The organism is Nocardia sp. NPDC051833 (assembly GCF_040681225.1).
Lineage (GTDB): Bacteria > Actinomycetota > Actinomycetes > Mycobacteriales > Mycobacteriaceae > Nocardia.
The window spans coordinates 3618398-3643581 of sequence record NZ_JBFAYK010000001.1; the positions used below are offsets into that span (position 1 = coordinate 3618398).

The 25184-nt window shown below is 69.9% G+C and carries 22 protein-coding genes; 19 read left to right on the plus strand and 3 right to left on the minus strand.

Annotated elements, in window-relative coordinates; translation table 11 throughout:
• Positions 1–119 precede the first annotated feature (119 nt).
• The 3 genes from eccD to eccCa are packed head-to-tail and all read left to right on the plus strand — an operon-like array spanning position 120 to position 7062.
• A complete protein-coding gene (gene eccD, locus AB0L91_RS16355) occupies positions 120–1580 on the plus strand; it encodes a type VII secretion integral membrane protein EccD (RefSeq protein ID WP_365010682.1) in 1461 nt (486 codons plus the stop codon).
• Positions 1577–2983, plus strand: a complete 1407-nt coding sequence (gene mycP / locus AB0L91_RS16360) for a type VII secretion-associated serine protease mycosin (RefSeq protein ID WP_365010685.1) — start codon at positions 1577–1579, stop codon at positions 2981–2983. The genes eccD and mycP overlap by 4 nt, the downstream gene beginning before the upstream one ends.
• Before the next feature lie 8 nt (positions 2984–2991).
• A complete protein-coding gene (gene eccCa, locus AB0L91_RS16365) occupies positions 2992–7062 on the plus strand; it encodes a type VII secretion protein EccCa (RefSeq protein WP_365010687.1) in 4071 nt (1356 codons plus the stop codon).
• Positions 7063–7065: 3 nt separating this feature from the next.
• On the opposite strand, the gene AB0L91_RS16370 is transcribed toward eccCa, so the two are convergent.
• Both AB0L91_RS16370 and AB0L91_RS16375 read right to left on the minus strand, forming a co-directional pair.
• Positions 7066–7665, minus strand: a complete 600-nt coding sequence (locus AB0L91_RS16370; RefSeq protein ID WP_357346497.1) for a GNAT family N-acetyltransferase — start codon at positions 7663–7665, stop codon at positions 7066–7068.
• Positions 7662–8471, minus strand: coding sequence for a GntR family transcriptional regulator (locus AB0L91_RS16375; protein WP_365010690.1), 810 nt, complete (start codon positions 8469–8471; stop codon positions 7662–7664). Before AB0L91_RS16375 ends, AB0L91_RS16370 begins: the two co-directional genes overlap by 4 nt.
• Before the next feature lie 281 nt (positions 8472–8752).
• On the opposite strand from AB0L91_RS16375, the gene AB0L91_RS16380 reads away from it, so the two are divergent.
• Complete coding sequence (locus AB0L91_RS16380) at positions 8753–9145, plus strand: DUF4254 domain-containing protein (RefSeq protein ID WP_355271361.1); 393 nt, start codon at positions 8753–8755, stop codon at positions 9143–9145.
• A 21-nt stretch (positions 9146–9166) separates the two neighbouring features.
• On the opposite strand, the gene AB0L91_RS16385 is transcribed toward AB0L91_RS16380, so the two are convergent.
• A complete protein-coding gene (locus tag AB0L91_RS16385) occupies positions 9167–13021 on the minus strand; it encodes an AAA family ATPase (protein ID WP_365010693.1) in 3855 nt (1284 codons plus the stop codon).
• Positions 13022–13292: 271 nt separating this feature from the next.
• On the opposite strand from AB0L91_RS16385, the gene infA reads away from it, so the two are divergent.
• From infA to AB0L91_RS16460, 15 genes are all read left to right on the plus strand, one after another.
• Complete coding sequence (gene infA / locus AB0L91_RS16390; protein WP_003418601.1) at positions 13293–13514, plus strand: translation initiation factor IF-1; 222 nt, start codon at positions 13293–13295, stop codon at positions 13512–13514.
• Between the two features lie 148 nt (positions 13515–13662).
• A complete protein-coding gene (gene rpmJ, locus AB0L91_RS16395; RefSeq protein WP_011207363.1) occupies positions 13663–13776 on the plus strand; it encodes a 50S ribosomal protein L36 in 114 nt (37 codons plus the stop codon).
• Positions 13777–13955: 179 nt separating this feature from the next.
• Complete coding sequence (gene rpsM, locus AB0L91_RS16400) at positions 13956–14327, plus strand: 30S ribosomal protein S13 (protein ID WP_355271363.1); 372 nt, start codon at positions 13956–13958, stop codon at positions 14325–14327.
• Positions 14328–14336: 9 nt separating this feature from the next.
• The gene (gene rpsK / locus AB0L91_RS16405) at positions 14337–14750 is read left to right on the plus strand and encodes a 30S ribosomal protein S11 (RefSeq protein ID WP_019045110.1); all 414 of its coding nucleotides are present in this window, start codon (positions 14337–14339) and stop codon (positions 14748–14750) included.
• Positions 14751–14774: 24 nt separating this feature from the next.
• Positions 14775–15380 (plus strand): 30S ribosomal protein S4, encoded by a 606-nt coding sequence (gene rpsD / locus AB0L91_RS16410; RefSeq protein WP_218717566.1) that lies wholly within the window; start codon positions 14775–14777, stop codon positions 15378–15380.
• A 91-nt stretch (positions 15381–15471) separates the two neighbouring features.
• The gene (locus AB0L91_RS16415; RefSeq protein WP_022567324.1) at positions 15472–16530 is read left to right on the plus strand and encodes a DNA-directed RNA polymerase subunit alpha; all 1059 of its coding nucleotides are present in this window, start codon (positions 15472–15474) and stop codon (positions 16528–16530) included.
• A gap of 46 nt (positions 16531–16576) precedes the next feature.
• Entirely contained in the window at positions 16577–17089 is a 513-nt protein-coding gene (gene rplQ / locus AB0L91_RS16420; protein WP_019045113.1) for a 50S ribosomal protein L17, read from the plus strand.
• A gap of 84 nt (positions 17090–17173) precedes the next feature.
• On the plus strand, positions 17174–18013 hold the full coding sequence (gene truA / locus AB0L91_RS16425; protein ID WP_365010699.1) for a tRNA pseudouridine(38-40) synthase TruA: 840 nt from the start codon (positions 17174–17176) through the stop codon (positions 18011–18013).
• Positions 18014–18090: 77 nt separating this feature from the next.
• Complete coding sequence (locus tag AB0L91_RS16430) at positions 18091–19308, plus strand: hypothetical protein (protein WP_365010704.1); 1218 nt, start codon at positions 18091–18093, stop codon at positions 19306–19308.
• A gap of 92 nt (positions 19309–19400) precedes the next feature.
• A complete protein-coding gene (locus AB0L91_RS16435) occupies positions 19401–19634 on the plus strand; it encodes a helix-turn-helix domain-containing protein (RefSeq protein ID WP_365011319.1) in 234 nt (77 codons plus the stop codon).
• 62 nt (positions 19635–19696) lie between these two features.
• Positions 19697–20674, plus strand: coding sequence for a helix-turn-helix domain-containing protein (locus tag AB0L91_RS16440; protein ID WP_365010706.1), 978 nt, complete (start codon positions 19697–19699; stop codon positions 20672–20674).
• 250 nt (positions 20675–20924) lie between these two features.
• Positions 20925–21929, plus strand: coding sequence for a helix-turn-helix domain-containing protein (locus AB0L91_RS16445; protein ID WP_365010708.1), 1005 nt, complete (start codon positions 20925–20927; stop codon positions 21927–21929).
• A 166-nt stretch (positions 21930–22095) separates the two neighbouring features.
• The gene (locus AB0L91_RS16450) at positions 22096–22980 is read left to right on the plus strand and encodes an AraC family transcriptional regulator (protein WP_365010710.1); all 885 of its coding nucleotides are present in this window, start codon (positions 22096–22098) and stop codon (positions 22978–22980) included.
• A 135-nt stretch (positions 22981–23115) separates the two neighbouring features.
• On the plus strand, positions 23116–24123 hold the full coding sequence (locus tag AB0L91_RS16455; protein ID WP_365010713.1) for an AraC family transcriptional regulator: 1008 nt from the start codon (positions 23116–23118) through the stop codon (positions 24121–24123).
• A gap of 99 nt (positions 24124–24222) precedes the next feature.
• Positions 24223–25137 (plus strand): nitrilase-related carbon-nitrogen hydrolase, encoded by a 915-nt coding sequence (locus tag AB0L91_RS16460; protein ID WP_365010715.1) that lies wholly within the window; start codon positions 24223–24225, stop codon positions 25135–25137.
• Positions 25138–25184 lie beyond the last annotated feature (47 nt).

The window sequence follows — 25184 nt, forward strand, 5'->3', positions numbered from 1 at the left end:
TGCTGTTCAATCCGGCGGCGGGACTTCGATCGCGCCGGTTTGCCCTGTCCGTTAGATTAGGTAACGCTGCCGTGTGGTCGCAACGGAAGTAGTCAGCTACGACTGAGAGTTCATCACTGGTGTCGACGTTGTTGGGCAATGAGCCGGAACTATGCCGAGTTTCAGTGATCGGGGGTGATACGCAGCTCGACATCGGACTACCCGCCACGGTACCGATCGCCGGATTCATCGGCGACCTGGTGGCGCTGATCCGTTCCCGGGATCCGCGACTGCCGGACGGGGACGAGGACTCCGCCCCGGTCCGTGCCCAGCACTGGACCCTGGCCCGGCTCGGGCAGGACCCGCTGGCGCCCAGCCGCACCCTCACCGAGGCCGAGGTCTACGACGGCGAGCTGCTGGTACTGAGCCCGGTGACGCGCAAAGAGGCGCCCGCGCTCTTCGACGACGTGATCGATGCCGTATCCCGGCTCACCGCAGGCGAGTTCCGCGGCTGGTCCAGTGCCGCGGCCCGCTGGGCGGGTCTGGTGATCGCGACGATCGCGATCGTCGCCGCGCTCGGTCTGCTCGCGGTCTCGCGTGCCGACAGCGATCCGCTGGTCCCCGCGTTCGCGCTGCTCGGCACCGGTATCGCCGCGTCGGCGGCGGCCGGCATCGCCGCCCGCAAGTTCACGGATTCGCTGACCGCCAACTGGCTTTCGCTCGACGCCCTGCTGCTGCTGTTCGGCGGCGGCGCACTGCTCGTGCCGGGTCAACTCGGCGCGGGGCAGGTGCTGCTCGGCAGCGTCGTGCTGCTGGTCGCGGCGGTCGCCGGCTACCGGATCACCGGAATCGGGGCCGGCCTGTTCGCCGCCGCGATCACGCTGAGTGTGTTCGGCGCGGTGACCGGCACCGTCTACCTGCTGTGGCATCCGGGCTTGGCCAAGCTGTTCGCCGGAGTGCTCGTCGCGGCGGTGATCCTGCTGTCGTCGGTGCCGCGGCTGGCCGCGGTGGCGGCCCGGTTGCCGATTCCGCCGGTGCCGACGGCCGGTGGGGCCATCGACCCCGCCGACCACGAACAGCGCCCGACGATCGAGGGCATCGGCGCGGTCGGCGCGATCGCGCTGCCCTCGGCGGCGGGCCTGGGTGAACGCGCTCGCGTCGCCAATCAGATCCAGACGGGACTGGTCGTCGCCTGCGCGGTGGCCGCGCTGTTCGGCGCCGTCGGCGCGGCCGATCCGCTCGGGCCGTTCCACTCCGGCGGCGTCGCGCTCGCCGCGGTCGCCGCGATCGTGCTCTGCCTGCGCGGACGCTCCTACGCCGACCTGGTGCAGGCCGCGACGTTGATCACCACGGGCGCGCTCATCATGATCGCGCTGCTGACCGGTCTCGGGCTCGGCCACGACGCGCTGGAATTCGTCGCGGTCGCGCTGCTGTTGCTGACCGCGGGCAGTGTCATCGGGTTCGGCGTGATCGGCCCGCATCTCGAGGTGACCCCGGTGACCAGGCGGATGATCGAGATCTTCGAGTACCTGCTGATCATCACGATGGTCCCGCTCGCGCTGTGGGTCATGGACGTGTACTCGACCGCCCGCAACATATGACCCGCGCACCCCTGCGGCGCGCGGTCCTGCGGCTGGCCTGTGCCGCGACCGTGCTCGGCACGGTCGCGGGCTTCCCGGCGCCCGCGGGCGCGATCGCCCCGCCCCGGATCGACCAGGGCGCGCTCGACGCGGCGCTCGCGCTCAGCGGCAGGCCCGCCCCGCTCGAGCCCACCGAACAGCGCGAACTGTGCGCCGAACCCGTGCTGCGCGGCAACGCGCCGAGCGAGCCGCCGATGGCGCAGCGGGTGCTCGACCTGCCCGCGGCCTGGCAGTTCAGCCGCGGTGCGGGTCAGAAGGTCGCGGTGATCGATACCGGCGTCAACCGGCATCCGCGGCTGCCCGCGCTCCAGGCGGGCGGTGACTACGTCAGCGACTCCGACGGCACCGTCGACTGCGACGGGCACGGCACGCTGGTGGCGGGCATCATCGCCGCGCGTCCCGTCCCCGAGGACGCGTTCGTCGGCGTCGCGCCCGAGGCGGAGATCCTCACCATCCGTCAGCTCAGCCTCGCCTACGAGGCCAAGGACCGGGGCGCGGACAAGGGACAGGGCTCGCTGCGCAGCGACGGCTACGGCAGCGTGCTCACCCTCGCCGGCGCCGTCGTGCGCGCGGTCGACATGGGCGCGACGGTGATCAATATTTCCGAAGTGGCCTGCACCCCCGCCGGTTCCAACACCTCCGACGGTGCGCTCGGCGCCGCCGTGAAGTACGCCTACGACCGCAATGTGGTGGTCGTCGCGGCCGCGGGCAATGTGGAACAGGGCGGCCCGTGCCAGAACCAGAACGAGGGTTCGGGCTGGAGTTCGGTGACCACCGTGGCCTCGCCCGCCTGGTTCGCCCCCTACGTGCTCGCGGTCGGCTCGGTCGACGCCGACGGCAAGCCCTCGGCGCTGTCGCTGCGCGGTCCGTGGATCGGGGCCGCCGCGATCGGGCGCAATATCGTGTCGCTGGACAGCAAGCCGGGCGGTGCCGGCCTGGTCGACGGTGTCCAGACGATGGAGGGCGTGCAGCCGGTCGACGGAACCAGTTTCGCCGCACCGTATGTGGCCGGGCTGGCCGCGCTGATCCGGTCGCGCTATCCGGAGCTGTCCGCGCAGCAGGTGATCGAGCGGATCACCCGCACCTCGCACGCGCCCGGCCGCGGCCGTGACGACGCCATCGGAGCCGGGCTGATCGACCCGCTGGCCGCGCTCACCGCGCCGCTGGCCGCCGAGCCGCCGAGCAAGGGCGCCGACGTGGGGCACGCGATCGCCGCGCCCTACGCGGCCCCCGAACCGGACCCGCGACCGCGCCGGGTCGCGATCATCGGCGCGCTGACCCTGTTGGCCGCGTTGGGCATCGGCGCCGCGTTCGCCTTTCCGTTCCGCAGGCGCGGCGCCGACCTCAACCAGGAATTCGAGTAGAGGGATCGATGGCTACCGAAGGTTTCGTCCGTCGCCCCCGGATCGCGCCGCCGCGCGCGCCGGGCGGTGAAGTCGCGCTCACCCCGCCGCCGGAGATCCAGCGCGCCATCCCGTCGCCGCTGATGATGAAGCTGATGCCGGTCATCATGGTGGTCGCGGTCGTCGGCATGATCGCGATGATGGTCTCGATGGGCCGCAATCTGCTGGCCAATCCGATGATGATGATGTTCCCGATGATGATGCTCATGTCGATGGTCGGCATGATGGCGGGCATGCGCGGCGGCGGCCCCAAGCGCGCCGTCGAGCTCAACGAGGAACGCAAGGACTACTTCCGCTACCTCGATCAGGTCCGCAAGGACGTGCGCAACACCGGCGTCAAACAGCTGGAGACGCTGGACTGGAGTCATCCCGAACCGGCCGACCTGCCCGCGCTGATCGGCAGCAGGCGGATGTGGGAACGCCGTCCCAACGACCCGGACTTCGGCCACGTGCGGGTCGGCGTCGGCAGCCATCGCCTCGCCACCAAGCTGGCCCGCCCGGAGACCGGACCGCTGGAAGACCTCGAGCCGGTGTCGACGGTGGCCCTGCGCCGATTCGTGCGCACCCACTCGGTGGTGCACGAGCTGCCGACCGCGGTCTCGCTGCGCGCGTTCCCCGCCATCAATATCGGCGGCGACCTCGACGAGGGCCGCGAACTGGTGCGCGCCATGCTGATGGAGCTGACCACCTTCCACGGCCCGGACAACCTCGTCGTCGCCATCGTCTGCGCCGACCCGGACGGACACTGGGCCTGGGCGAAATGGCTGCCGCACGTGCAGCATCCGTCGGTGCGCGACGGACTCGGCTCGGCCCGGATGATGTACACCTCGCTCGGCGAGCTCGAATCCGCGTTGCAGACCGAGCTGATGGAACGCGGCCGGTTCATGCGCAACCCGCAGCCGACCCAGGGCCGCCTGCACGTGGTCGTCGTCATCGACGACGGTTACATCAGCGGCAACGAACGCATCATCAGCGAATCCGGGCTCGACTCGGTGACCGTGCTCGACCTGACCGCGCCCGAGAACGGCCTCGCGGCCCGGCGCGGTCTGCAGCTGGTCGTCGGTGACGGGGCCGTGTCGGCGCGCAGTGCCGCGGGCGTGGAGCGCTTCGCGACCGCCGACGAGGTCAGCGTCGCCGAGGCCGAGGCGTTCGCCCGCGCGCTGGCCAGGTACCGGCTGGCGACGGCGGCGCAGATCGTCAGCCTGGGGGAGGGCACCACCAGCGACCCCGGCCTGATGGCCCTGCTGCGCATTCCCGACGCGGCCCAGATCGATCCGGCCAGGGTGTGGCGCCCGCGGACCGCGCGCGAGCGGCTCCGGGTGCCGATCGGCATCACGCCGGACGGCACGCCGGTCGAGATCGACATCAAGGAGTCGGCGGAGAACGGCATGGGCCCGCACGGCCTGTGCATCGGCGCGACCGGTTCCGGCAAGTCGGAATTCCTGCGCACCCTGGTGCTTTCGCTGGTCACCACGCACTCGCCGGACGCGCTCAACCTGGTGCTCGTCGACTTCAAGGGTGGCGCGACCTTCCTCGGGCTCGACTCGCTGCCGCACGTCGCGGCCGTGATCACCAACCTGGAAGACGAACTCTCCCTGGTCGACCGCATGAAGGACGCGCTCGCCGGTGAGATGAACCGCCGCCAGGAACTGCTCCGCTCGGCGGGCAACTACGCCAATGTCAACGACTACGAGAAGGCGCGGGCCGCGGGCGTTCCGCTCGATCCGCTGCCCGCGCTGTTCGTCGTCGTCGACGAGTTCTCCGAATTGCTCTCGCAGAAGCCCGACTTCGCCGAGCTGTTCGTCATGATCGGCCGCCTCGGCCGCTCGCTGCACGTCCACCTGCTGCTGGCCTCGCAGCGCCTGGAGGAGAACAAGCTGCGCGGCCTCGAGTCGCATCTGTCCTACCGGATCGGTCTGCGCACCTTCTCGGCCAACGAGTCGCGCGCGGTGCTCGGCATCACCGACGCCTATCACCTGCCCAGCGTGCCCGGCGCGGGCTACCTGAAAAGCGATGCGTCCGAACCGCTCCGGTTCAACGCGAGCTATGTCTCCGGTCCGTACGTGGCGCCGGTCGGTACCGTCGTCGACGACGACGGCGCGCCGATGGGCGGCCAGCGACCGGTGGTGTTCACCGCGGCGCCGGTCGAGGTGACCGAGGCCGCGCCGGAACAGGCGGAGACCGAGGACGACCCGATCCTGCGCGGCAGGCTGGAACTGCCGCCGCCACCGCCGAGCGGCCCGGTCGCCGAGGAGGGCATTCCGGACTCGCTGCTCGACGTCGTCGTCAAGCGGCTGACCGGCCACGGCCGTCCGGCCCACGAGGTCTGGCTGCCGCCGCTGGAGGAATCGCCGACCGCCGACATGCTGCTGCCCGACCCGGATTGGCGCTCGCCGGTGAACCGGCACGGTCAGCTGTGGATGCCGATCGGTGTGATCGACAAGCCCTACGAGCAGCGCCGCGACGTCCTGACCATCAATCTGGCAGGCGCGCAGGGCAATGTCGCCGTGGTCGGCGGTCCGCAGTCGGGCAAGTCAACGACGCTGCGCACCATCATCATGGCCGCGGCCGCCACCCACACCCCCGAACAGGTGCAGTTCTACTGCCTGGACTTCGGTGGCGGCAGCATGGCCGGTCTGGTCGGCGTCCCGCACGTCGGTTCGGTCGCGGGCAGGCTCGACGGTGACCGGGTACGCCGCACCATCGCCGAGCTCACCACCCTGATGCGCCAGCGCGAGGAACGGTTCGCCGAGCTGGGCATCGAGTCGATGACCGAGTTCCGCAGGCGCAAGTTCTCCGCGCTGGAGGCCCGGCAGATCAACGGCACCACCGCGGCGCCCGGTGACCCGATGGCCGCCGACCAGTTCGGCGACGTCTTCCTGGTGATCGACGGCTGGGGTGCCATCCGGGAGGAATTCGATCTGCTGGAACCGCAGATCAACGCCATCGCCACCCAGGGTCTCTCGTTCGGCGTGCACCTGATGATCGGCGCGTCCCGCTGGGCCGAGATCCGCCCGGTGGTCAAGGACCAGATCGGCACCCGGCTCGAGCTGCGCCTCGGTGACCCGGGCGATTCGGAGATGAATCGCCGTACCGCGCACCAGGTTCCCGTCGGCAGGCCGGGTCGCGGTCTCACGGCCGAGCAGCTGCACATGCTGATCGCGCTGCCGCGCTTGGACTCCGACTCCGAGCCGTCGACCATCGCCGACGGTGTCACCAGGGCGCGCGAGGAACTGATCGCGCTCTACCCGGGCAGGCGCGCGCCGGAGGTGCGCATGCTGCCGCTGAGCTTCCCGCGCGAGCAGGTCATCGCCACCGCGCGGGAACAGGGCGTCACCTTCGATCGCACCAAGGTCGTCGTCGGCCTCGGCGAGTCCGAATTGCAGCCGCTGGTACTGGATTTCGGCGTCGAGCCGCACTTCATGGCCTTCGCCGACGTGGAATGCGGCAAGACCACCCTGCTGCGCAACATCGTGATGAGCATCGCCGAGCAGTCCACCGCCGCCGAGGCCAGGGTGATCCTGATCGACTACCGGCGCACCATGCTCGGTGTGCTCGAGGGCGACCAGCTGGCGGGCTATTCGACCTCGTCGCAGACGTGTGGGCCGATGATCCAGGAGGTCGCCGCCTACCTGGCCAAGCGGATCCCCGGCTCCGACATCACCCAGCAGCAGCTGCGCGAACGCAGCTGGTGGTCGGGCCCGGAGATCTATGTCGTCGTCGACGACTACGACATGGTCGTCACGGGTTCCGGCAACCCGTTCGCGCCGCTGCTCGAGTACCTGCCCCAGGCCCGCGACATCGGCCTGCATCTCGTCGTCACCCGCCGTATCGGTGGCGCGTCGCGCGCGCTCTACGACCCGGTGCTCGGCGCGATGAAGAACCTGTCGGTGCAGACGCTGATCATGAGCGGGTCGCGGGACGAAGGAAAGCTGGTCGGTGACGTGCGCCCGAGCAAGATGCCGCCCGGTCGCGGCACCCTGGTCTCGCGCAGTCAGGGCATCGAACTGGTCCACATCGCCGACCTGCCGCCGCTGTAGCGGTCAGCCCGGCAGGCGGCCGATCGGCAGCGCCGGGGAACCGGCGCGATGGTGGGCCTGCCGGGACATCGGCGGGCCACACCAGCTGTCGGTCCGGCGCTCGAACAGGGCGCAGGACGGGCCGTCCGCGCACGGCCCCGCGATGCGGGCCAGGGTGAAGCCGGCCCGGCGGTAGTAGTCGTGCAGTTGCTGGTTGGACGTCCAGGCGTCGAGCCGGACCCAGTCGCGGTCCTTCTGGTCGGCCAGCCGGGCGGCGTGGGCGAGCATCCGATGCCCGACCTGGCGGCCCGCGAACCGCAGGTCGACGATCATGAAGTGCACGATCACCGCCTCGGCCAGCTCCCACGGCGACCACAGACCCGGATCGGCCCGGTGGTTGACGGTGATCGTGCCCGCCGGCTCACCGTCGACCTCGGCGATCCACGTCTCGCCCGCGTCCAGCGCCCGCCCGACCGCGCCGGCGAAGATCTCGATGGGACGGCCGCGACCCGCGACCGTCCACTGGTCGGACCCACGCGCGGTGAGCCAGGCGGTGCGTTGCACCCGCAGGCGGCAGATCAGCGGCAGGTCGCCCAGGGCGGCCGGGCGCATCGCCACGGTCATGGCAAGGCGACGGCAGGTCCGGGTGCGATGCCGAGGGTGCGGGCGATGACGGCGGTGCCCGCCGCGTCGCCGAGTTGGTAGGCCAGCCGGTTGCGGCCGGCGAGACAACGATGCCGGGTCGCCCGGGTGACCCGTTCGTGGTTGGCGCCGATGCGCAGGTGGTCGAGCAGGACGGTGCCGGTGGCGACGCCGAGCACCGCTGCCTCTTCGGCGGTGGCGGGTCGCGCTGTCAAGGTGTCTCGATGGGCGGTCTCGCCGTGGCCACGATCGGCCAGGCGACGGGTCGTGCCCTCGGGAATGTCATGGGGTGAGTCGATGCTCGCGGCTTCGGCGAGATCGCGTGGGTAGAAACTCACCTCCCACGACCACGGTTCGTTGTCGAGGTACTGCACCACGGTGCGGGCCAGCACCCAGGAGTCGACGGCGACCCCGAGCCACTGCGCGACCTGGTCGTCGGCGGGCTCCATCCTGGTGCTGAATTCCTTGGCAGGCTCGCGATTGGCGGCGCGGGCTATCTCCTCGAAGATGTCGTGCGCCGACCGCGGCCGATCGGGGCGGATGTGGTCGGTGACCACGGATTCCAGTACTTCCTGGTTTCGGACGATGGTGCCGCGGGAAGTAGCTGTGTAGACGAGGTTTTCGGCGACGAGCACTTGGATCGCGTTGCGCGAAGTGGTGATCGAGACCTGCATCTGCTCGGCCAGTTCGGAATGGCTGGGCAGCCGATCGCCCGGTTTCCACGTGCCCGCGCGGATCTCCTCACGGAGGAGGTCTGCGATCCGGAGGTAGGTCGGACCGTCCGCCATCATGCTCCTCGGTAGGTCGTGCAGGTAACGAAGTGTACTCGTCTGGGTTACCTACGGCCGAGTAATGCTTGACAGGATGCTTGCGAGGTTTATTGTAATGAACGTCCTGATCCGGTGCTGTGCGGCGACGACGGCGAGGCAACGTGGCTGGTTCGGAGAGTTCTACGGTCGTAATGGCTTTCCCCGACACATTGCGGTGTGTCGATACCGCCGGGCCGCCGGCGACTACCGGTCTACTGCCGCTCTCCGATCTTCTCGTCCGGGCGTGTCGCGGACATCGGGTGGTGGGGGGACCGCTGCTGTGGTTCGCGCGCGATCTCGCGGTGCTGCACGAGAAGCGCATCGTCGGGCGGGGCGGTTTCGTCGACACCGATCCGGTGGTGATGCGTGAGATCGATTGCCGCCGAGCCGAACTGGTCCTCGCGATCGACGACTGGGTGCATCGCGCCGTCCCGCAGCACCGCCTCGGCGCGACCCTGCACACCGAGACGATCGGCGCGGTCATCGACCGGCTGGCCGAATCCTCGGTCCGCGCGCACCACGCCCTGATGACCATGCCCGCCAACGACGAGATGCTGCACGGCGCGTGGCACCACCTCGCCGAGCTGGCCGACGCCTACGACGACCTGGTCCGCGACGTGATCGCCGGGCGCCGCAGGCTGCCGGAATGGTGACCGGCCCGCCCGCGGCGTAGCTCAGCCGAAGCGGTGGTGGTCGACGCCGAACTCGTCGGCGACGGTCGCCGCCAGTTCCACGTACGCCCGCTTGGTCGTCTTGTGCAGGCGGTGCAGATCGATCTCGGCACCCTCGGACAGATGCTCGTCGAACGGGATGATGTGCACGGCCCGGCACCGCGAGAGGAAGTACTCGCGCAACTGCTGGACGCCGACATTCGGTGACCCCTCACGCGGCAGATTGATCACCACGACCGCGTTGCGGACCAGGTGGTCGTGCCCGTGCAGCGACAGCCAGTCCAGCGTCGCCGCGGCACTGCGCGCGCCGTCGATCGCCGCCGACGAGATCAGCACCAGCGAGTGCGCCAGATCGAGCACGCCGCTCATCGCCGAGTGCATCAGGCCGGTGCCGCAGTCGGTGAGAATGATGTTGTAGAACCGCTGCAGGATCCGGGCCACCGCCCGGTACTCCTCGTCGTTGAACGATTCCGACGCGGCCGGATCACGTTCGCTGGCAAGCACTTCCAGCCTGCTCGAACTCTGCGAAGTATGCCTGCGGACATCGGAGTAGCGTTCGATCGACGGATCGAGCAGCAGGTCGCGCACGGTCGAGCGGGTCTGCAGCGCCACCCGCTGCGACAGGGTGCCGAAGTCGGGGTTGGCGTCGACCGCGATCACCCGGTCACCACGGATCGAGGCGAAGATCGAGCCGAGGCCGGTGGTGGTCGTCGTCTTGCCGACACCACCCTTGAGCGAGAGCACCGCGATCCGGTAGTCACCGCGCACCGGCTGGCGGATGCGGGCGACCAGCTCTTGCAGGCGCCGCTCCTCCGCGGACATCCCCGGGTTGATCGCGCCACCCGAAACATGGTGCACCGCTTTACGCCAGCCACTGCCCGGCGCCTTCTTGACCCGCTTGACCGGGACGTTGTCGAGCGACGGTGGCTGGTAACCCTGCTGTGGGTTGGCACCCCAACCGGGCTGCTGGTACTGGCCGGGCTGCTGGAACTGGCCAGGGCCCTGCTGGTAGGGCGCCACGGTCGGGCCGCCCTGGAACTGCTGGGGCGCAACGTCACCCGGCTGCTGGTACGGCTGGACGCCGTCGGGCCGCTGGAAGTTCGGCGCGGGCGTGCCGTCGGGCAGGTACTGCTGCGGCGGGACACCGTCGGGCCGCTGATGGTTCTGCGCCGGGCTGCCGTCGGGCAGGAACTGCTGGCTGCCGTCGGGCCGCAGGTGGGTCGGCGCGGGAGATCCGTCGGGCAGGTACTGCTGCGCGGGGGAGCCGTCGGGCTGCGATTGCCGCGGTGCCAAGGGGTCCTGCTGCTGGTAGTGCCGCGTCGCCTCGGCCTGTGGCGCCTGTGCGCCGTGCTGAGCCGGAGTGCCGTCGGGCTGCGGGAGGCCGCCGTCCGGGCGGTGATACGACTCGGGCAGCTGCTGGGCGGGGTCGCCCGGCTGGTACTGACCCGGGGTCTGCTGGTACGGGTTGGCCGGCTGCGCGAATTCGCCGGAGCGGTAACCGGTTTGCGGAGCGTGTGCCTGCTGGTCGGTGCCGCTCTGCCAGGACGGCGGCGCGTACTCGCCACCGGGAGCCTGGTTCCGGGCCGCCTGCACCCGCGGGTCGTCACCGCGGAACATCTCCGTCTGCGCGTCCGGAGCGGACTGGGTGCCCGCACCGGGCGAGGGATCGCCGGGTATCGCGTTGTACTGCGAGGAATGGTAGGTCGGCGTCTGCGAGACGTAGTGCGACGGCTGGTCGGGGCCGGGCGCCTGCGGCGGAGCGACGAACTCGCCGGGCCGGTACGGGGATCCCGCACCGGTGGACGGCGTGAATTCGCCTGCGCTGTACGCCGACCGGGAGTCGGGGGCGCTCGCGGTGGCGGGACCCGTACCGCCGGTGAGATCCGTCGGCAGGCTCATCCGGGTGGTGCGGTCGGCAGGTGCGCTGTCTTCCGCGCTGTCGCCGCCGACTGCCGAGCCGTGCGTCGACGGGGTGGCGCCATCGCGAGGCGCGGAGCCATGCGTCGATCGCGCGGCGTCATCGCGGGGCGCCGAGCCGTGCGTCGACGGGGTGGCGCCATCGCGGGGTGTCGAGCCGCGCGTGGAGGGCGCATTGCCCGCCGAGACGTGGCCGCTGAGAGCGTCGTCCGTAGGGCTGGCCGCCGCGGGCCGGGGCGATGCGATGGCATCGCCCGTGGTGGGCGAGGTGAGCGCCGACGGCGTGCCGGTCGAGCCGTGTGCGAACACGTCGGGCGAGGTCTGAGACGTCGCGGCGCGGTCGGCAGACGACATGCCGTCGTGGACGGGCGCCTCCGGGGCGAGGTCGTTCCGCCGCACCGCATCGTCAGGTGACAGGACATCCCGGGCGTCCACGCTCGTCTCAGCCGGAACGCCCAGGCGCGCAGGCGGTTCCGGCAGCGACGGGGGAGCTGTCGTTGCGTCGGGTGACGGCGCGAAGCCCGACTGCGAGCCGCCCGTCGCGGCCGGATCGCCCAGGCGTGCGGGCGGTTCCGGCAGGCGCGGAGGCGTCGCGGTGGCCGGGGACGCGGCGTCGCCGATCGCAGCCGCGGACTCCGGCTGGTCGAGGCTGTGCCGTCCACGGCCGGTCCGTGCCTGTTCACCGGACGCCGGCGGAACGACGTCCGCGGGATCCGGCCGTCGAGCGGCGTCGGGCGACAGGGCCTGGTCGGGAGTGCGTGCGTCGGGGGACGGCGAGCGCAGTTCGGCGACCGCCTCCTCGGACATCGTCCACCCGCCTGCCGACGCGCCACCGGTCGAAGCAGTGGTGGCGGCATTGGTCGCCGGAGGGACCAGCGGGTCCGCCACACCCGGCGCGGGTGTACCGGCGGTGGTCGGCGCACGGCCGAGCAGCGGGTCCACGCTGGGTGCGGAGGTACCGGAGGTGGACGTCGGCGCAGGCCCGAGGAGCGGGTCCACGCTTGGTGCGGAAGGGCCGGTGGTGGTCGGCGCCGGGCCGAGGAGTGGGTCGGCGGTGGTCGACGACACCGGTGATTCGGTGGCGGGGGTCGGAATCGGTCCGAGGAGCGGGTCCGCGGGGGCGCCGATCGACGGTTCGCCCGGTGCCGTCAGGCGCGGTGGCGCCTCGGTGTGGCGGGGGCGGGCGGGCGGATCCGGCAGGGGCGGGGGCGGCGGCAGGTCGGGGAGCTGACGCTGCTGCTGGCCCGGGCCGAGCGGGGTGAACCCGGTCGACGGCGGCGCGGGCGTCCGGGTCGGCAGGGAGAGAGCGGAATGGTCACCGGCCTGCGCGGTCGGGTCTGCGTAGGCCGTCGCGGGATTCTCGTGCGCACCGGTCGGGCCGGCCGTCGGCGCGGTACTCGGGCCGGCGTGCGACGGCGGGGTGTTGGTGAAGGGGCCGGTGGGGATCGACGGATCGCCGACCGGCGCGGGGGCGGAAGGCCCGGGAGCGGGCGGCACGGCCGCGCTGCTCCCGTTGTGCGGTGACGGCCACGGCGGCGGCGTGCCGGGGCCTGCCGGGCCGCCCTGCCAGCCGTTGGCCTGGTCGCCGGGGATGAGCGGGTTCGCGGCCTCGCCCGGCCACGACTGCCGCGCGGGCGGCTGCTCGACCGGCGGACGCTGCTCGGCGGGCCGGCGCTGCTCCACGGGCGGACGCTGGTCGGCAGGCTCGGCGACGGGCTGATGCTGCTCGGGCTGGTCCTCACCCCTACGGCGACGCCCGCGCTTGTCCTTCTTGGCATCGTCGTTCCCGCCACGGCCCATGAAGCGGCGGCGTTTGGGTGCCTCGTCGATCAGATCGTCCTGGGGGAGGTTCTCCACCGGAGCCTCGTAGCCGACCTGTGTGACTTCGCTCTCCGACAGCCACGGCGGCAACATGGGGAGGCTGTCGTTGTTACGACTCACCGGCGCGTTCCGCTCACCAGGGTCCCCCGATCTGCTCGACCCACATCTCCGACGCCGGTGAGTTTACGCGACAACCCCGGCACGGTGGTGGGCGCCTCCGGTCGGCCGACCGCGCCGGACCGGTGGCCGGTTCGGGGCGTTTTTGCCTCTGGAGTGCACTACCGGTAAGCTTGAGCGGCGGTGCACCTATGCGCCGACTGTTCGCATGCCAGCGGGCAGCTACGAGGCAATCCAAACTCAGGTTAGAAGCATAACCGGGATCGCGGAGGATATGGCGAAGAAAGACGGGGCCATCGAGGTCGAGGGTCGAGTTGTCGAGCCGCTGCCCAATGCGATGTTCCGGATCGAGCTCGAGAACGGTCACAAGGTTCTCGCGCACATCAGCGGAAAGATGCGGCAGCACTACATTCGCATCCTTCCGGAAGACCGCGTGGTCGTCGAGCTGTCGCCGTACGACCTGTCCCGCGGCCGGATTGTCTACCGCTACAAGTGAGACCTGCTCGACGCCGCGAGCCTGACGGCACGCGGCGTCGCCTGGTGTTCCGGCCCCGGCCGGAGCGCGCTACAAGACTTCCCCAGTCGTCGGCTGGGGAAAAACTGTGTTCACAGACCCTTGTGGACCAAGAAAAGATTGGACGGACGTGAAGGTTCAGCCGAGCGTCAAGAAGATCTGCGAGAAGTGCAAGGTGATCCGCCGTCACGGCCGGGTCATGGTGATCTGCGACAACCTGCGCCACAAGCAGCGCCAGGGCTGATCCAGCAGCACCACCGGGCACCGATCGTCTGATCGGACTGACCGAAAAAGAAGAACTCCCAGCTCCAGCACGCACGTACTTGTGCGCGCCAACCACCGGTACGGAGGCCGGTGCCCCCACCTGAAAGACGGGGGGACGGACGGGGAGCAGACCTCCGCAACCATTAAGGAACCTGCCACATGGCACGTCTGATGGGCGTCGATCTCCCGCGCGAAAAGCGCATGGAGATCGCGTTGACCTACATTTTCGGAATCGGGCGCACCCGCGCCACCGAGATCCTGGCTCAGACCGGCGTCAGCCCGGACCTGCGCTCGAAGGATCTCAGCGACGACGACCTGACCAAGCTTCGTGACTACATCGAAGCCTCTGACATGAAGGTCGAAGGTGACCTGCGCCGCGAGGTCCAGGCCGATATTCGCCGCAAGATCGAGATCGGCTGCTACCAGGGCATCCGCCACCGCCGTGGCCTGCCCGTTCGTGGTCAGCGCACCAAGACCAACGCGCGTACGCGTAAGGGTCCGAAGAAGACCGTCGCCGGCAAGAAGAAGTAGGGATAGCGTATGCCTCCGAAGAGCCGGGCCGCTGGCCCGAAGAAGACTCAGAAGTCGCGTCGCCGGGATAAGAAGAACATCCCGCACGGCCACGCGCACATCAAGAGCACGTTCAACAACACCATCGTCTCGATCACCGACCCCGAGGGCAATGTCATCTCGTGGGCGTCGTCGGGCCACGTCGGCTTCAAGGGTTCGCGTAAGAGCACCCCGTTCGCCGCGCAGCTCGCCGCCGAGAACGCTGCCCGCAAGGCGCAGGAGAACGGTGTCAAGAAGGTCGACGTGTTCGTGAAGGGCCCGGGTTCGGGCCGCGAGACCGCGATCCGTTCGCTGCAGGCCGCTGGCCTGGAGGTCGGCTCGATCTCCGATGTCACCCCCCAGCCGCACAACGGCTGCCGTCCGCCCAAGCGGCGTCGCGTCTAACAGCGGGAAAGGAAAAAGCTTAAAATGGCACGTTATACCGGCCCCATCACCCGCAAGTCGCGTCGTCTGCGCGTCGACCTCGTCGGAGGCGACCAGGCGTTCGAGCGTCGTCCTTACCCGCCCGGCCAGCACGGCCGCGCGCGGATCAAGGAATCCGAGTACCTGATGCAGCTGCAGGAGAAGCAGAAGGCTCGCTTCTCCTACGGCGTCATGGAGAAGCAGTTCCGTCGCTACTACGAAGAGGCCAACCGCCTCAAGGGCAAGACCGGCGACAACCTGCTCCGTCTGCTCGAGTCGCGTCTGGACAACGTCGTGTACCGCGCCGGTCTGGCGCGCACCCGTCGTCAGGCTCGTCAGCTCGTCAGCCACGGCCACTTCGTGGTCAACGGCGTCAAGGTGAACGTCCCGAGCTACCAGGTCTCCCAGTACGACATCATCGATGTCAAGGAGAAGTCGCTGCCGACCCTGCCGTTCCAGGTCGCGCGTGAGACCGTCGGCGAGCGTCCGGTTCCCGGTTGGCTGCAGGTCGTCCCCGGCCGCCTGCGCATCCTGGTGCACCAGCTGCCCGAGCGCGCGCAGATCGATGTGCCGCTGCAGGAACAGCTCATCGTCGAGTACTACTCGAAGTAAGCGCTTTTGGTGGGGGTCGCGCATACGGCGACCCCCGCACTCACTGACGAGGCATCAAATAGCGGATGCCCTGAACAGGAAGTAGATCCTCATGCTGATTTCCCAGCGTCCGACACTGACCGAAGAGGTTGTGGCGGAGAACCGCTCGAAGTTCACCATCGAACCCCTCGAGCCGGGCTTCGGTTACACCCTCGGCAACTCGCTGCGTCGTACCCTGCTGTCCTCCATCCCGGGGGCCGCGGTCACGAGCATCCGCATCGACGGTGTCCTGCACGAGTTCACCACCGTTCCCGGTGTGAAGGAAGACGTCACCGACATCATCCTGAACCTCAAGGGTCTGGTCGTGTCCTCCGAAGAGGACGAGCCGGTCACCATGTACGTGCGTAAGCAGGGCCCCGGCACCGTCACCGCTGGTGACATCGTGCCTCCGGCCGGCGTCGTCGTGCACAACCCGGACATGCACATCGCCACCCTGAACGACAAGGGCAAGCTCGAGATCGAGCTCGTCGTCGAGCGGGGCCGCGGTTACGTGCCCGCCGTGCAGAACAAGGCGACCGGTGCGGAAATCGGCCGGATCCCGGTGGATTCGATCTACTCCCCGGTGCTCAAGGTGACCTACAAGGTCGAGGCCACCCGTGTCGAGCAGCGCACCGACTTCGACCGTCTCATCCTCGACGTGGAGACCAAGAACTCCATCACGGCGCGGGACGCGCTCGCCTCGGCGGGCAAGACCCTGGTCGAGCTCTTCGGCCTGGCCCGTGAGCTCAACGTCGAAGCCGAGGGCATCGAGATCGGCCCCAGCCCGGCCGAGGCGGATCACATCGCCTCCTTCGGTCTGCCGATCGAGGACCTGGACCTCACCGTCCGGTCCTACAACTGCCTCAAGCGCGAGGGTGTGCACACCGTGGGCGAGCTCGTCGCCCGCACCGAGTCGGATCTGCTCGACATCCGCAACTTCGGCCAGAAGTCCATCGACGAGGTGAAGGTCAAGCTCCACGCGCTGGGCCTCTCGCTCAAGGACAGCCCGGCGTCGTTCGACCCGTCCTCCGTGGTGGGTTACGACGCGAGCACCGGAACGTGGAGCGACAGCGGCACGTTCAGTGACACCGACGGCGGCGAGCAGGACTACGCCGAGACCGAACAGCTCTAGGTCGCCAGGGGGGCACCCCCGGTGAACCTTTCCCAAGGAGAATCCAATGCCTAAGCCCAAGAAGGGTGCTCGCTTCGGCGGGTCGGCGTCGCACCAGAAGGCGATCTTCGCCAACCTGGCCACGGCGCTTTTCGAGCACGGTCGTATCACGACCACCGAGTCGAAGGCCAAGGCGGTTCGCCCCTACGCCGAGAAGCTCATCACCAAGGCGAAGGGCGGCACCCTTGCCGACCGTCGCGAGGTCATGAAGGTCATCCGCAACAAGGACATCGTGCACGCGCTGTTCGCGGAGATCGGCCCCTCGTTCGAGGGTCGCGAGGGTGGCTACACCCGCATCACCAAGGCGCTGCCGCGCAAGGGTGACAACGCGCCGATGGCCGTCATCGAGCTCGTCCGCGAGAAGACCGTGACCAACGAGGCCGACCGGGCCCGTCGCGTCGCCGCTTCGCAGAAGGCCGAGGCCGCCCCGGCCGCCGAGGCCGAGGAGACCGTCGTCGAGGAGACCGTGGCCGACGCCCCGGCCGCCGACGAGGCCACCGAGGACAAGAAGGACGCCTGATTCTCAGGAGTTCGGCCGAGCCCGTCACCCTTCGTGGGTGACGGGCTCGTTCTTTTGCCAGTGACAGCAGGCGCGGAGGAAGCGATGGACGACACCGAGCGGGAAGCGATCCGGGTGCGGCTCGGGATCAGCTACGACGGCACCGATTTCACCGGCTGGGCGCGTCAGCCGGGGTTGCGCACGGTGCAGGGCACGCTCGAGGAGTCGCTGTCGAAGGTGTTCCGCGAGCCGATCCAGCTCACCGTCGCCGGGCGCACCGATGCCGGGGTGCACGCGGAGGGCCAGGTCGCGCATTTCGACACGACCGGTGACCTCGACGCCGACAAACTGCTGTACCGGATGGCGCGTTTCCTGCCCAAGGACGTGCGCATCACCGAGGTAGCCCCCGCGCCGCCGGAGTTCGACGCCCGCTTCTCCGCGACCCGCCGCCACTACGTCTACCGGCTCACCACCGCCCGCTACGGCGCCGAACCGCTGCAGGCGCGCAGTGTGGTGGCCGCCAAGCCCGGTCTCGACCTCGACGCCATGCGCGCGGCCTCCCGGCAGCTGCTCGGCCTGCACGATTTCGCCGCCTTCTGCCGCCGCCGTGAGGGCGCGACCACCGTGCGCGAGCTGCAGCGGTTCGACTGGGAGCGCGACGGCGAGCTGCTGAACGCGCACGTCAGCGCGGACGCGTTCTGCTGGTCGATGGTGCGCAGCCTGGTCGGCGCGGTGCTGGCCGTCGGCGAGGGCCGCCGCACACCCGAGTGGGTGGCGAGCCTGCTGACCGAGACCGAGCGATCGAGCTCGGTGACGGTCGCGCCCGCGCACGGCCTGAGCCTGGTCCGCGTCGACTACCCGGCCGACGCCGACCTCGCCGCCCGTAATGCCCAGACCAGGGAGACCAGGACCCTGCCCGCCGCCGGTGGGTGCTGCGGCGAGTAGCCGCTGCGTAGTTGCTGTCCTCGCCGGTCGGTCGGCGATACGATGGGTTCCTCGACGTCAGCGAGGAAGCCGGGCAGATGGCAGACGGTTCTGGTGGAGTTGCTCGCACGACCAGGCGGATAGCCGTGGCCTTGCTGGTCTGCGTGACCGGCCTGCTCACCCTCACGACCGTGGTGGCGGGCTTCGTGCGCGCCGAACTCCTCGATACCGATCACTACGTCGAGACCATGGTGCCCCTGGCCGAAGATCCGGTGGTCCAGGACGCCCTCGCGGCCAGGCTGACCGAGGCGGTCATGACGCGCGTCGACGTGCAGGGCGCCGCGACCGAACTGGTCGACTCCTTCGCCGAGCGCCGTGACCGCAACCCGCGCGTCGAGGCGGCGCTGCGCAGTGTGCCCGCCCTGCTGACCGCGCAGTCCGAGAAGCTGGTGCGGGACGCGGCGGACGCGCTGGTCCGCAGCGACCGCTTCGCGCGGCTGTGGGAGACGGCGAACCGGCAGGCCCACCGTGCCATGGTCGCGGCGCTCACCGGCCGGGAAGACGGTGTGCTGCAGGTGAATACGGAGGGTGTCGTCTCGATCTCGCTGGAACCGATGCTGCGGCAGCTGGAGGCCGAGCTGGAGGAGCGCGGCTTCGCCCTGGCTCGTCTCGACCTCGAATCGCGCGGCGAATTCGTCCTGGTCGAATCCGAGGATCTGGCGAAGGCCCAGCGGGCCGTGCGGCTGCTCGACCGGGGCGCGATCGCGTTCGGTATCGCCACGCTGGCCTGTGCGATCGGCGCGGTGCTGGTGGCGGGGCGTGGTTCCCGCCGCCGCGCGCTGCTCGCGGTCGGCCTGAGCGTGCTGGTGTCGATGGTGGTGCTCGCCGCCGCGCTGCTGATCGCGCGCGCGGTCTATCTCGATCATCTGTCGGCGCGGTCGGTCTCGGTCGAAGTGGCCAGGACGGTCTACGACACGCTCGTCCATCCGCTGCGGGTGAGCACCCGCGTGGTCGCGCTGATCGGTGCGCTCACGGCGGTCGGCGCCTACCTCGCCGGGCCGTCGACACTCGCCACCAAGTCGCGCGACACCCTCGACGGCGCGATCGCGCGGATGCGCCGCGGGGAGGGCGGCCGGGTGTCCGGCGTCGTCGCCGCGAACCTCGGGGTGCTGCGGACCGTGGTGCTGATCGTCGCCGCGGCGGTGTTCCTGCTCTGGGACTACCCGACGGTGTGGGTGGTTGTGCTCATCGCGACGTTCGCGGTGGTGGCCCTGCTGGCGCTGCAGATCCTCGCCCATCCGCGCCGGGCGGCATGACGAAAGACACATTCGGGCGTGGGATTGATGGCTCTGCCAGCGGTGATTCCGGATAGAGTGCACCACCTCGGGCGACAACGGTCCGGGCGGCGCTGTATCGCGTCTTCGGTAGCGCCGATGGCGGTGTGCGCGCACGGTTGTCCAGCATGCGGGTCGAGCGTGCCAAGGCGTTGCTGCGGGCGGATCCGGCGCGGCCGTTCGGCGCGGTGGCGGCCGCGGCGGGCTTCGCCTCGGAACGTCACTTCTACCGGGTGTTCCGGGTGGCGACCGGCATGACCCCGGGTGAGTTCCGGGAGAAGCTACAGGCCACACCCATCGTTAGCTAGGCGAACGGTGATGTTCGCCAAATTTCCTGACACGGGGTCGGCGCTGGTGCAACGATCGGGCGATGCAGGGGTTCGAGGGTTTTCCCGAAGTCTGCTCGACCGAGCGGACGGCGACGCCGGACGCGTTCGAATTCTGGGCGGACCTGGTCGGAAGTGCGCTCACCGAGGTGTCGATCGCGCCGACGGTCGACGGCGACTTCGGCGGCCGGATCCGCTCGGCCGACTTCGGCGACGTAGCCGTGGGAACGGTGCGCGTACAGGGGCACGAGCTGCGCCGCACCCGGCGGCACATCGCCAGGGCCGACGAGTTCCATGTCATCGGCAGCGTCGTGCTCGCGGGCCGCGCCGAGGTGGAGCACGCCGGGCATCGCGTCGTGCTGACGCCGGGGTCGATGATCTTCTACGACACCTCCCGCCCGATCCTGTGGCGTTCGACCGGGGCCATCGAGGACCTCACGATCCGGGTGCCCCGCCAGCGGGTCGTCGACTTCCTCGGCATCAGGGCCGAGGCGCTGCCCGCCGGGTTGATGCTCGGCGCGGGCGGTGTCGGCACCACGCTCGCCCGGTTCTTCCAGCGGGTGGCCGAACTGCGCCACTCCGATCCGGACGCCGCGGCGATCCTGGCGGGCAGCGGGATCGATCTCGTCGGCGCGGCCGCGGTGATCGCCGCGGGCGGTCGTCCCGGCCACGCGCACGCGGAGGCGATGAGCAGTCAGCGGGTGCTGGACTATGTGCGCGCCAACTACACCGATCCGGGCCTGACGGTCGACCGGATCGCCGACGCCTGCCGGGTGTCGCGGCGGACGCTGTACCGCATCGTGGCGGAGTTCGACGGCGGACTCGGTGCCGTGCTGCGCGGGCTGCGGGTGGAGCGCGCCCGAAAGTTGCTGGCGGCCGGGGAGATCGGCTCGATCGCGACGGTCGCCGCGGCTTCCGGTTTCGCCACCGAACGGCAGTTCTATCGGGTGTTCCGGGAGATCACGGGAATGACACCGGGCGAATACCGGATGGTTGCCCGGGCGAGCGTGGCGCTGCGCTGAGCGCGACACGACGAACCGCGCGCTGCGGTGATTAGCATCACAAGGTCGCGGTGGTCACCGGGCGGCACGGGCCGAATCACCTGTAAAGGCCGGGGTCGGTTGAAGATTTGAGCTGCGGCGATATTTCCATTGTGAATCACTCGTTGGCAACGGCCCGGTCGATCTGGCAGGCTCGGACACCGGGTGACGGGTGATTCGTTGTCGCGCCCACGGTTTGCTGGTCGGTTCGCAGGAAAGCGGGGTGGTTGGCGTGGAGTCGTCTGAGCCTCTCGTCGAGCTGAAACTGAACGACAGTCCGGAATTGGCGGCGGGCGAGGCTTTCGCGGAGTGGGAATCCTTGCTGTCGGAAAGCTACGTGCCGCTCGCGGTGGACCCCGAACGCGACGAGGTGTTCCACGGTCGCATCGTGCGCGGCAGTCTGCCCGGGTTCGAATTGTCGACCGTCGGGGCCAGCGGTCAGCGCATTCGGCGTACCAAGAGCGGCATCGCGCGCACCGACGGCGAGTTCCTGTTCGTCAGCATCCTCACCGAGGGCTTCGGCAGGCTGCATCAGGACGGGCGGATCGCCGTGCTGCGTCCGGGCGACATGGTCTTCTACGACACCACCCGGCCCTATCACTGGGACATCGACGGCTCCTGGTCGCAGGTCGTGGCCCGGGTGCCGCTGTCGGTGCTCGGCGAGCACGTCCCGACCGGGCGCGGCGCGTTGCCCACCGCGACGACGGTGCACGCCGAGAGCCCGGCCGGCGTGGTCGCCGGGTTCTTCCGCGATCTGGCCCGCATCCAGCAGAGCGCGCCCGAGCAGGCGGTGGTGCTGGCCGACAACGGGGTCAAGCTGCTGGCCTCGGCGGTCACTCTGGCCGGTGGCACGCTGCCGATCGGGCAGTCGGCGCAGGCGCTGTCGCGGGAGCAGGTGCTGTCGTTCATGCGGGCCCGATGTACCGATCCGGCGCTGACGGTGGACGAGATCGCGCGAGCCTGCCTGGTGTCGCGGCGCAGCCTGTACCGCCTCTTCGACGAGGCCGGTGACGGCCTGAGCACCGTGCTGCGGCGGATGCGGGTCGAGTGCGCGCAGGTGCTGCTCCTGCGCGACACCACCCGGGCGACGGCCTCGATCGCGCTCGCCTCCGGCTTCGCCTCCGAGCGGCACTTCTTCCGGGCGTTCCGGGTCGAGACCGGGATGACTCCGGGCGAATACCGCCTGGTCACCGGCCATGCTCTCCAGGCAGGCGAGCCCCGCCGCCACACCGCGTGACCCCGCGCCTACTGGGCGTTATGTCCGTATTCCCGTGGCATACTGAGCGCACTCGGAGCCGAGTGACGGAGGGGGCTGAGCGGTCATGAGTCAACGGACGACGGTGGCTGTTCGGGCCGGCGGCGAGCTGTCACAGCGTGGGGTGGTGGAGCGGTGGGAATCGCTGATGAGCGAGACCTACATTCCGCTCGCCGTCTCGCCGCATCGCACCGAGGCCTTCCGCGGCCGGATCGCGGCGACGGCCTACGACGACCTCCTGGTCACCTCGGTGCAGGCCGGCGCGCAGACCGTCCGGCGCACCTCCCGGCTGGTCGAGGCAGGCGCCGACCGGCACATCCTGGCCAGCATCTACCTGGGCGGGCGCGGGGTGATGCACCAGGACGGCCGGATCGCGCACGTGGACGCGGGCAGCATGGTCTTCTACGACAGCGCGCGACCCTATCGCTGGGAGATCGACGAGGACTTCGACAAGGTGGTGGTCCAGGTGCCGATCGACGCGCTGGCCGCGGTCGGCGCGCCCCTGGCCACGATCCCGTCGGCGGTCGCGCTCGGGCCCGAGCATCCCGCCGCCGCGGTGGGCGCGTACTTCCGCGGGCTGGCCCGCATGCAGCACGGCGACCCGGAGGTGGCCGCCGAGCTCGCGCGCCACGGCGTGGGGCTGCTGGCCTCGGCGCTGCAACTCGCGGCCGGGTCGGTGCCGCGCGGCCCGTCGGCCGCCGAGCTGACCCGCGCCAGGATCCTCGCTTTCATGCGGCGCCGGTTCGCCGACGCCGACCTCACCGTCGATACCGTCGCGCAGCGCTTCGCGATCTCGCGCCGCACCCTGTACCGGTTGTTCGAGGGCGAGGAAAGTCCGGCCCGCCGATTGCTCCGGATGCGTCTCGAACACGCGTGCGAATTATTGCGCGACGGGCGTATGCGACCGATCGAAGAAGTGGCCGCGGCGGCCGGATTCGCCGCCGAACGTCACTTCTACCGGGCGTTCAACGCGGAATTCGGAATGGCGCCGGGGGAATACCGCGCCGGATATGCGATGTGTTCCGGTCTGTGACCGCCGAGTGGGGCCTGTCACCATCGATCCGTTTCTGAAAAGAATTCTTTTCCGTCGGTGATATCCTCTTCCCAGTCGAGGGGGGTACTCGACGAGTCTTACGTCGTGTGAATACGAATACGACGAGGTGTCCCCATGACAGTCGATGTTCCGGCAGCAGTCGATCGTTCCCGTCTTCCCGGGGTGCTCGCCGTCGGCGCCGACGCAGGCGCCGGGGAACAGTTCCAGCAGTGGGAAGCCATGCTGACGCAGACCTACGTGCCGCTGGCCGCCCGCCCGGCGGGCGCGGAATCGTTCCACGGCCGCATCGCGCACCACGCCTATCCGGATTTCGGCCTGTCCCGGCTGACCTCGACCGCCCAGGAGGTCACCAGGACGCGGTCGCTGATCGCGCGGGCAGCGGAGGAGTATCTGCTGGTCAGCATTCACACCGGGGGATCGGCCGTGCTCAGCCAGCACGGCCGCAGTACCCGGGTCGGGGTGGGGGAAATGGTGTTCTACGAATCGAACGCGCCCTACGAATGGCGGGTCGGCGAGGATATCGAGCAGGTCATCGTGCAGATCCCGATGGACGCCGTGCGCCGCAGGCCGGGCATGTCGACGGTCCGGATCCCGACCGCCCGCACCATTCCCGCCGACGGGCCGGTCGCGATCGTCAGCGGGTTCCTGACCGATCTGGCGCGCCTACAGGATCGCGATACCGTCCAGGCCGCCGCGCTCACCGAAACCGCCATCGACCTGCTCGCCTCGGCGGCCTCGCTGGTGGCGGGCCGGCCGCTGAACCGGCCCGCGGAGAATTCGCTGACGCGCGAAGGAGTGCTGGCCTATTTGCGGGCCAACTACGCCGATCCGGCGCTGACGATCGATTCCCTCGCGGCGGCGTGTTTCGTTTCCCGGCGGTCGGTGTACCGCGTGTTCGAGGAGCACGGTGAATCACCCACCGATCTGCTGCGGCGGCTTCGTGTGCGGCGTGCGTGTGGAATGCTGGTCTCCAGACCGGACCTGACGTTCGCTGCCATCGGCGTGGCGTCGGGCTTCGCCACGGAACGGCAGTTCTACCGGGCCTTTCGTCGGGAAACAGGCCGGACTCCCGGGGAGTATCGCCGGTTTGGCACGGACGGTCAGTCGAGTGGCACGCTATGACAGTTTATGTCCGCGCTATCTGCGAGAGAGTGAATCGAACACCTTTCAAGGATTGAGCGACAAGGGGTCACGATGTTTGGTCGGGTACGCGTTGCTGCGGTGCAAGCCGAGCCGAAGTGGTTGAACCTGTCCGCCGGGGTCGAGCAGGCCATCGGGCTGATCGACGAGGCCGCTGACGGTGGTGCGCGGCTGGTCGCGTTTCCCGAGACATTCCTGCCCGGATTCCCGTGGTGGATGTGGCTCAACTCGGTCGATTGGGGCGAGGAGTTCCTCGCGCGCTATCTCGCCAATTCGCTCACCGCCGACGGCCCGGAGTTGCGCGCCATCGCCTATGCCGCGCGCCGCAAAGGCATTCACGTGTCGATCGGGTTCGCCGAGCGCGCGGGTCGTGAGGTGTTCATGTCGCAGGCGCTCATCGACGTGCAGGGCGAGATCTCGGTCGCCCGCAAGGGGGAACCGACCGGCCTCGAGCGCACCGTCTTCAGCGCCGCCGACGACGAGGTGCTGGTGCGCGACACCGAACACGGCCGGATCGGCGTGCTCGGCGGCGCCGACCACATGCGCCCCGCGCTGCGCGCCCGCATGCAGGAGGAGCGCGAACAGATCCACATCGCGTCCTGGTCCGGCTTCACCGTGTACTACGGCGAGGGCAAGGAATGGGGCCCGGAACTCAATACCGCGGCCAGCGTGCGCTACGCGATGGACGGCGCGGCCTACGTGATCGCCCCCGTCGCCGTGGTGCCGGTCGCCGGCTGGGAAGTGGTCGACGCCCGCCTGCCCGATCGCCGGCTGCTGCGCGGTGGTGGCGGCGTCTCCCGCATCTTCGGCCCCGGCGGCCTGGAACTGGCCACCCCGCTGGCCGAGGGCACCGAAGGCCTCCTCTACGCCGACCTCGACCTCACCCGCGGCCTGCGCCCCGCCCCGCCCACCTGCGGCGAGCGCGACAACTTCCGGGTACCCAGCGGCCGGGTGGCCCGCCGGGAACCGGTGCGGGCCGAGCTGGCGGGCGCCTGAGCGGGCGCACCGCACGCTGGTCGAAAGAGGCTTGCGCAGCGAGGTTT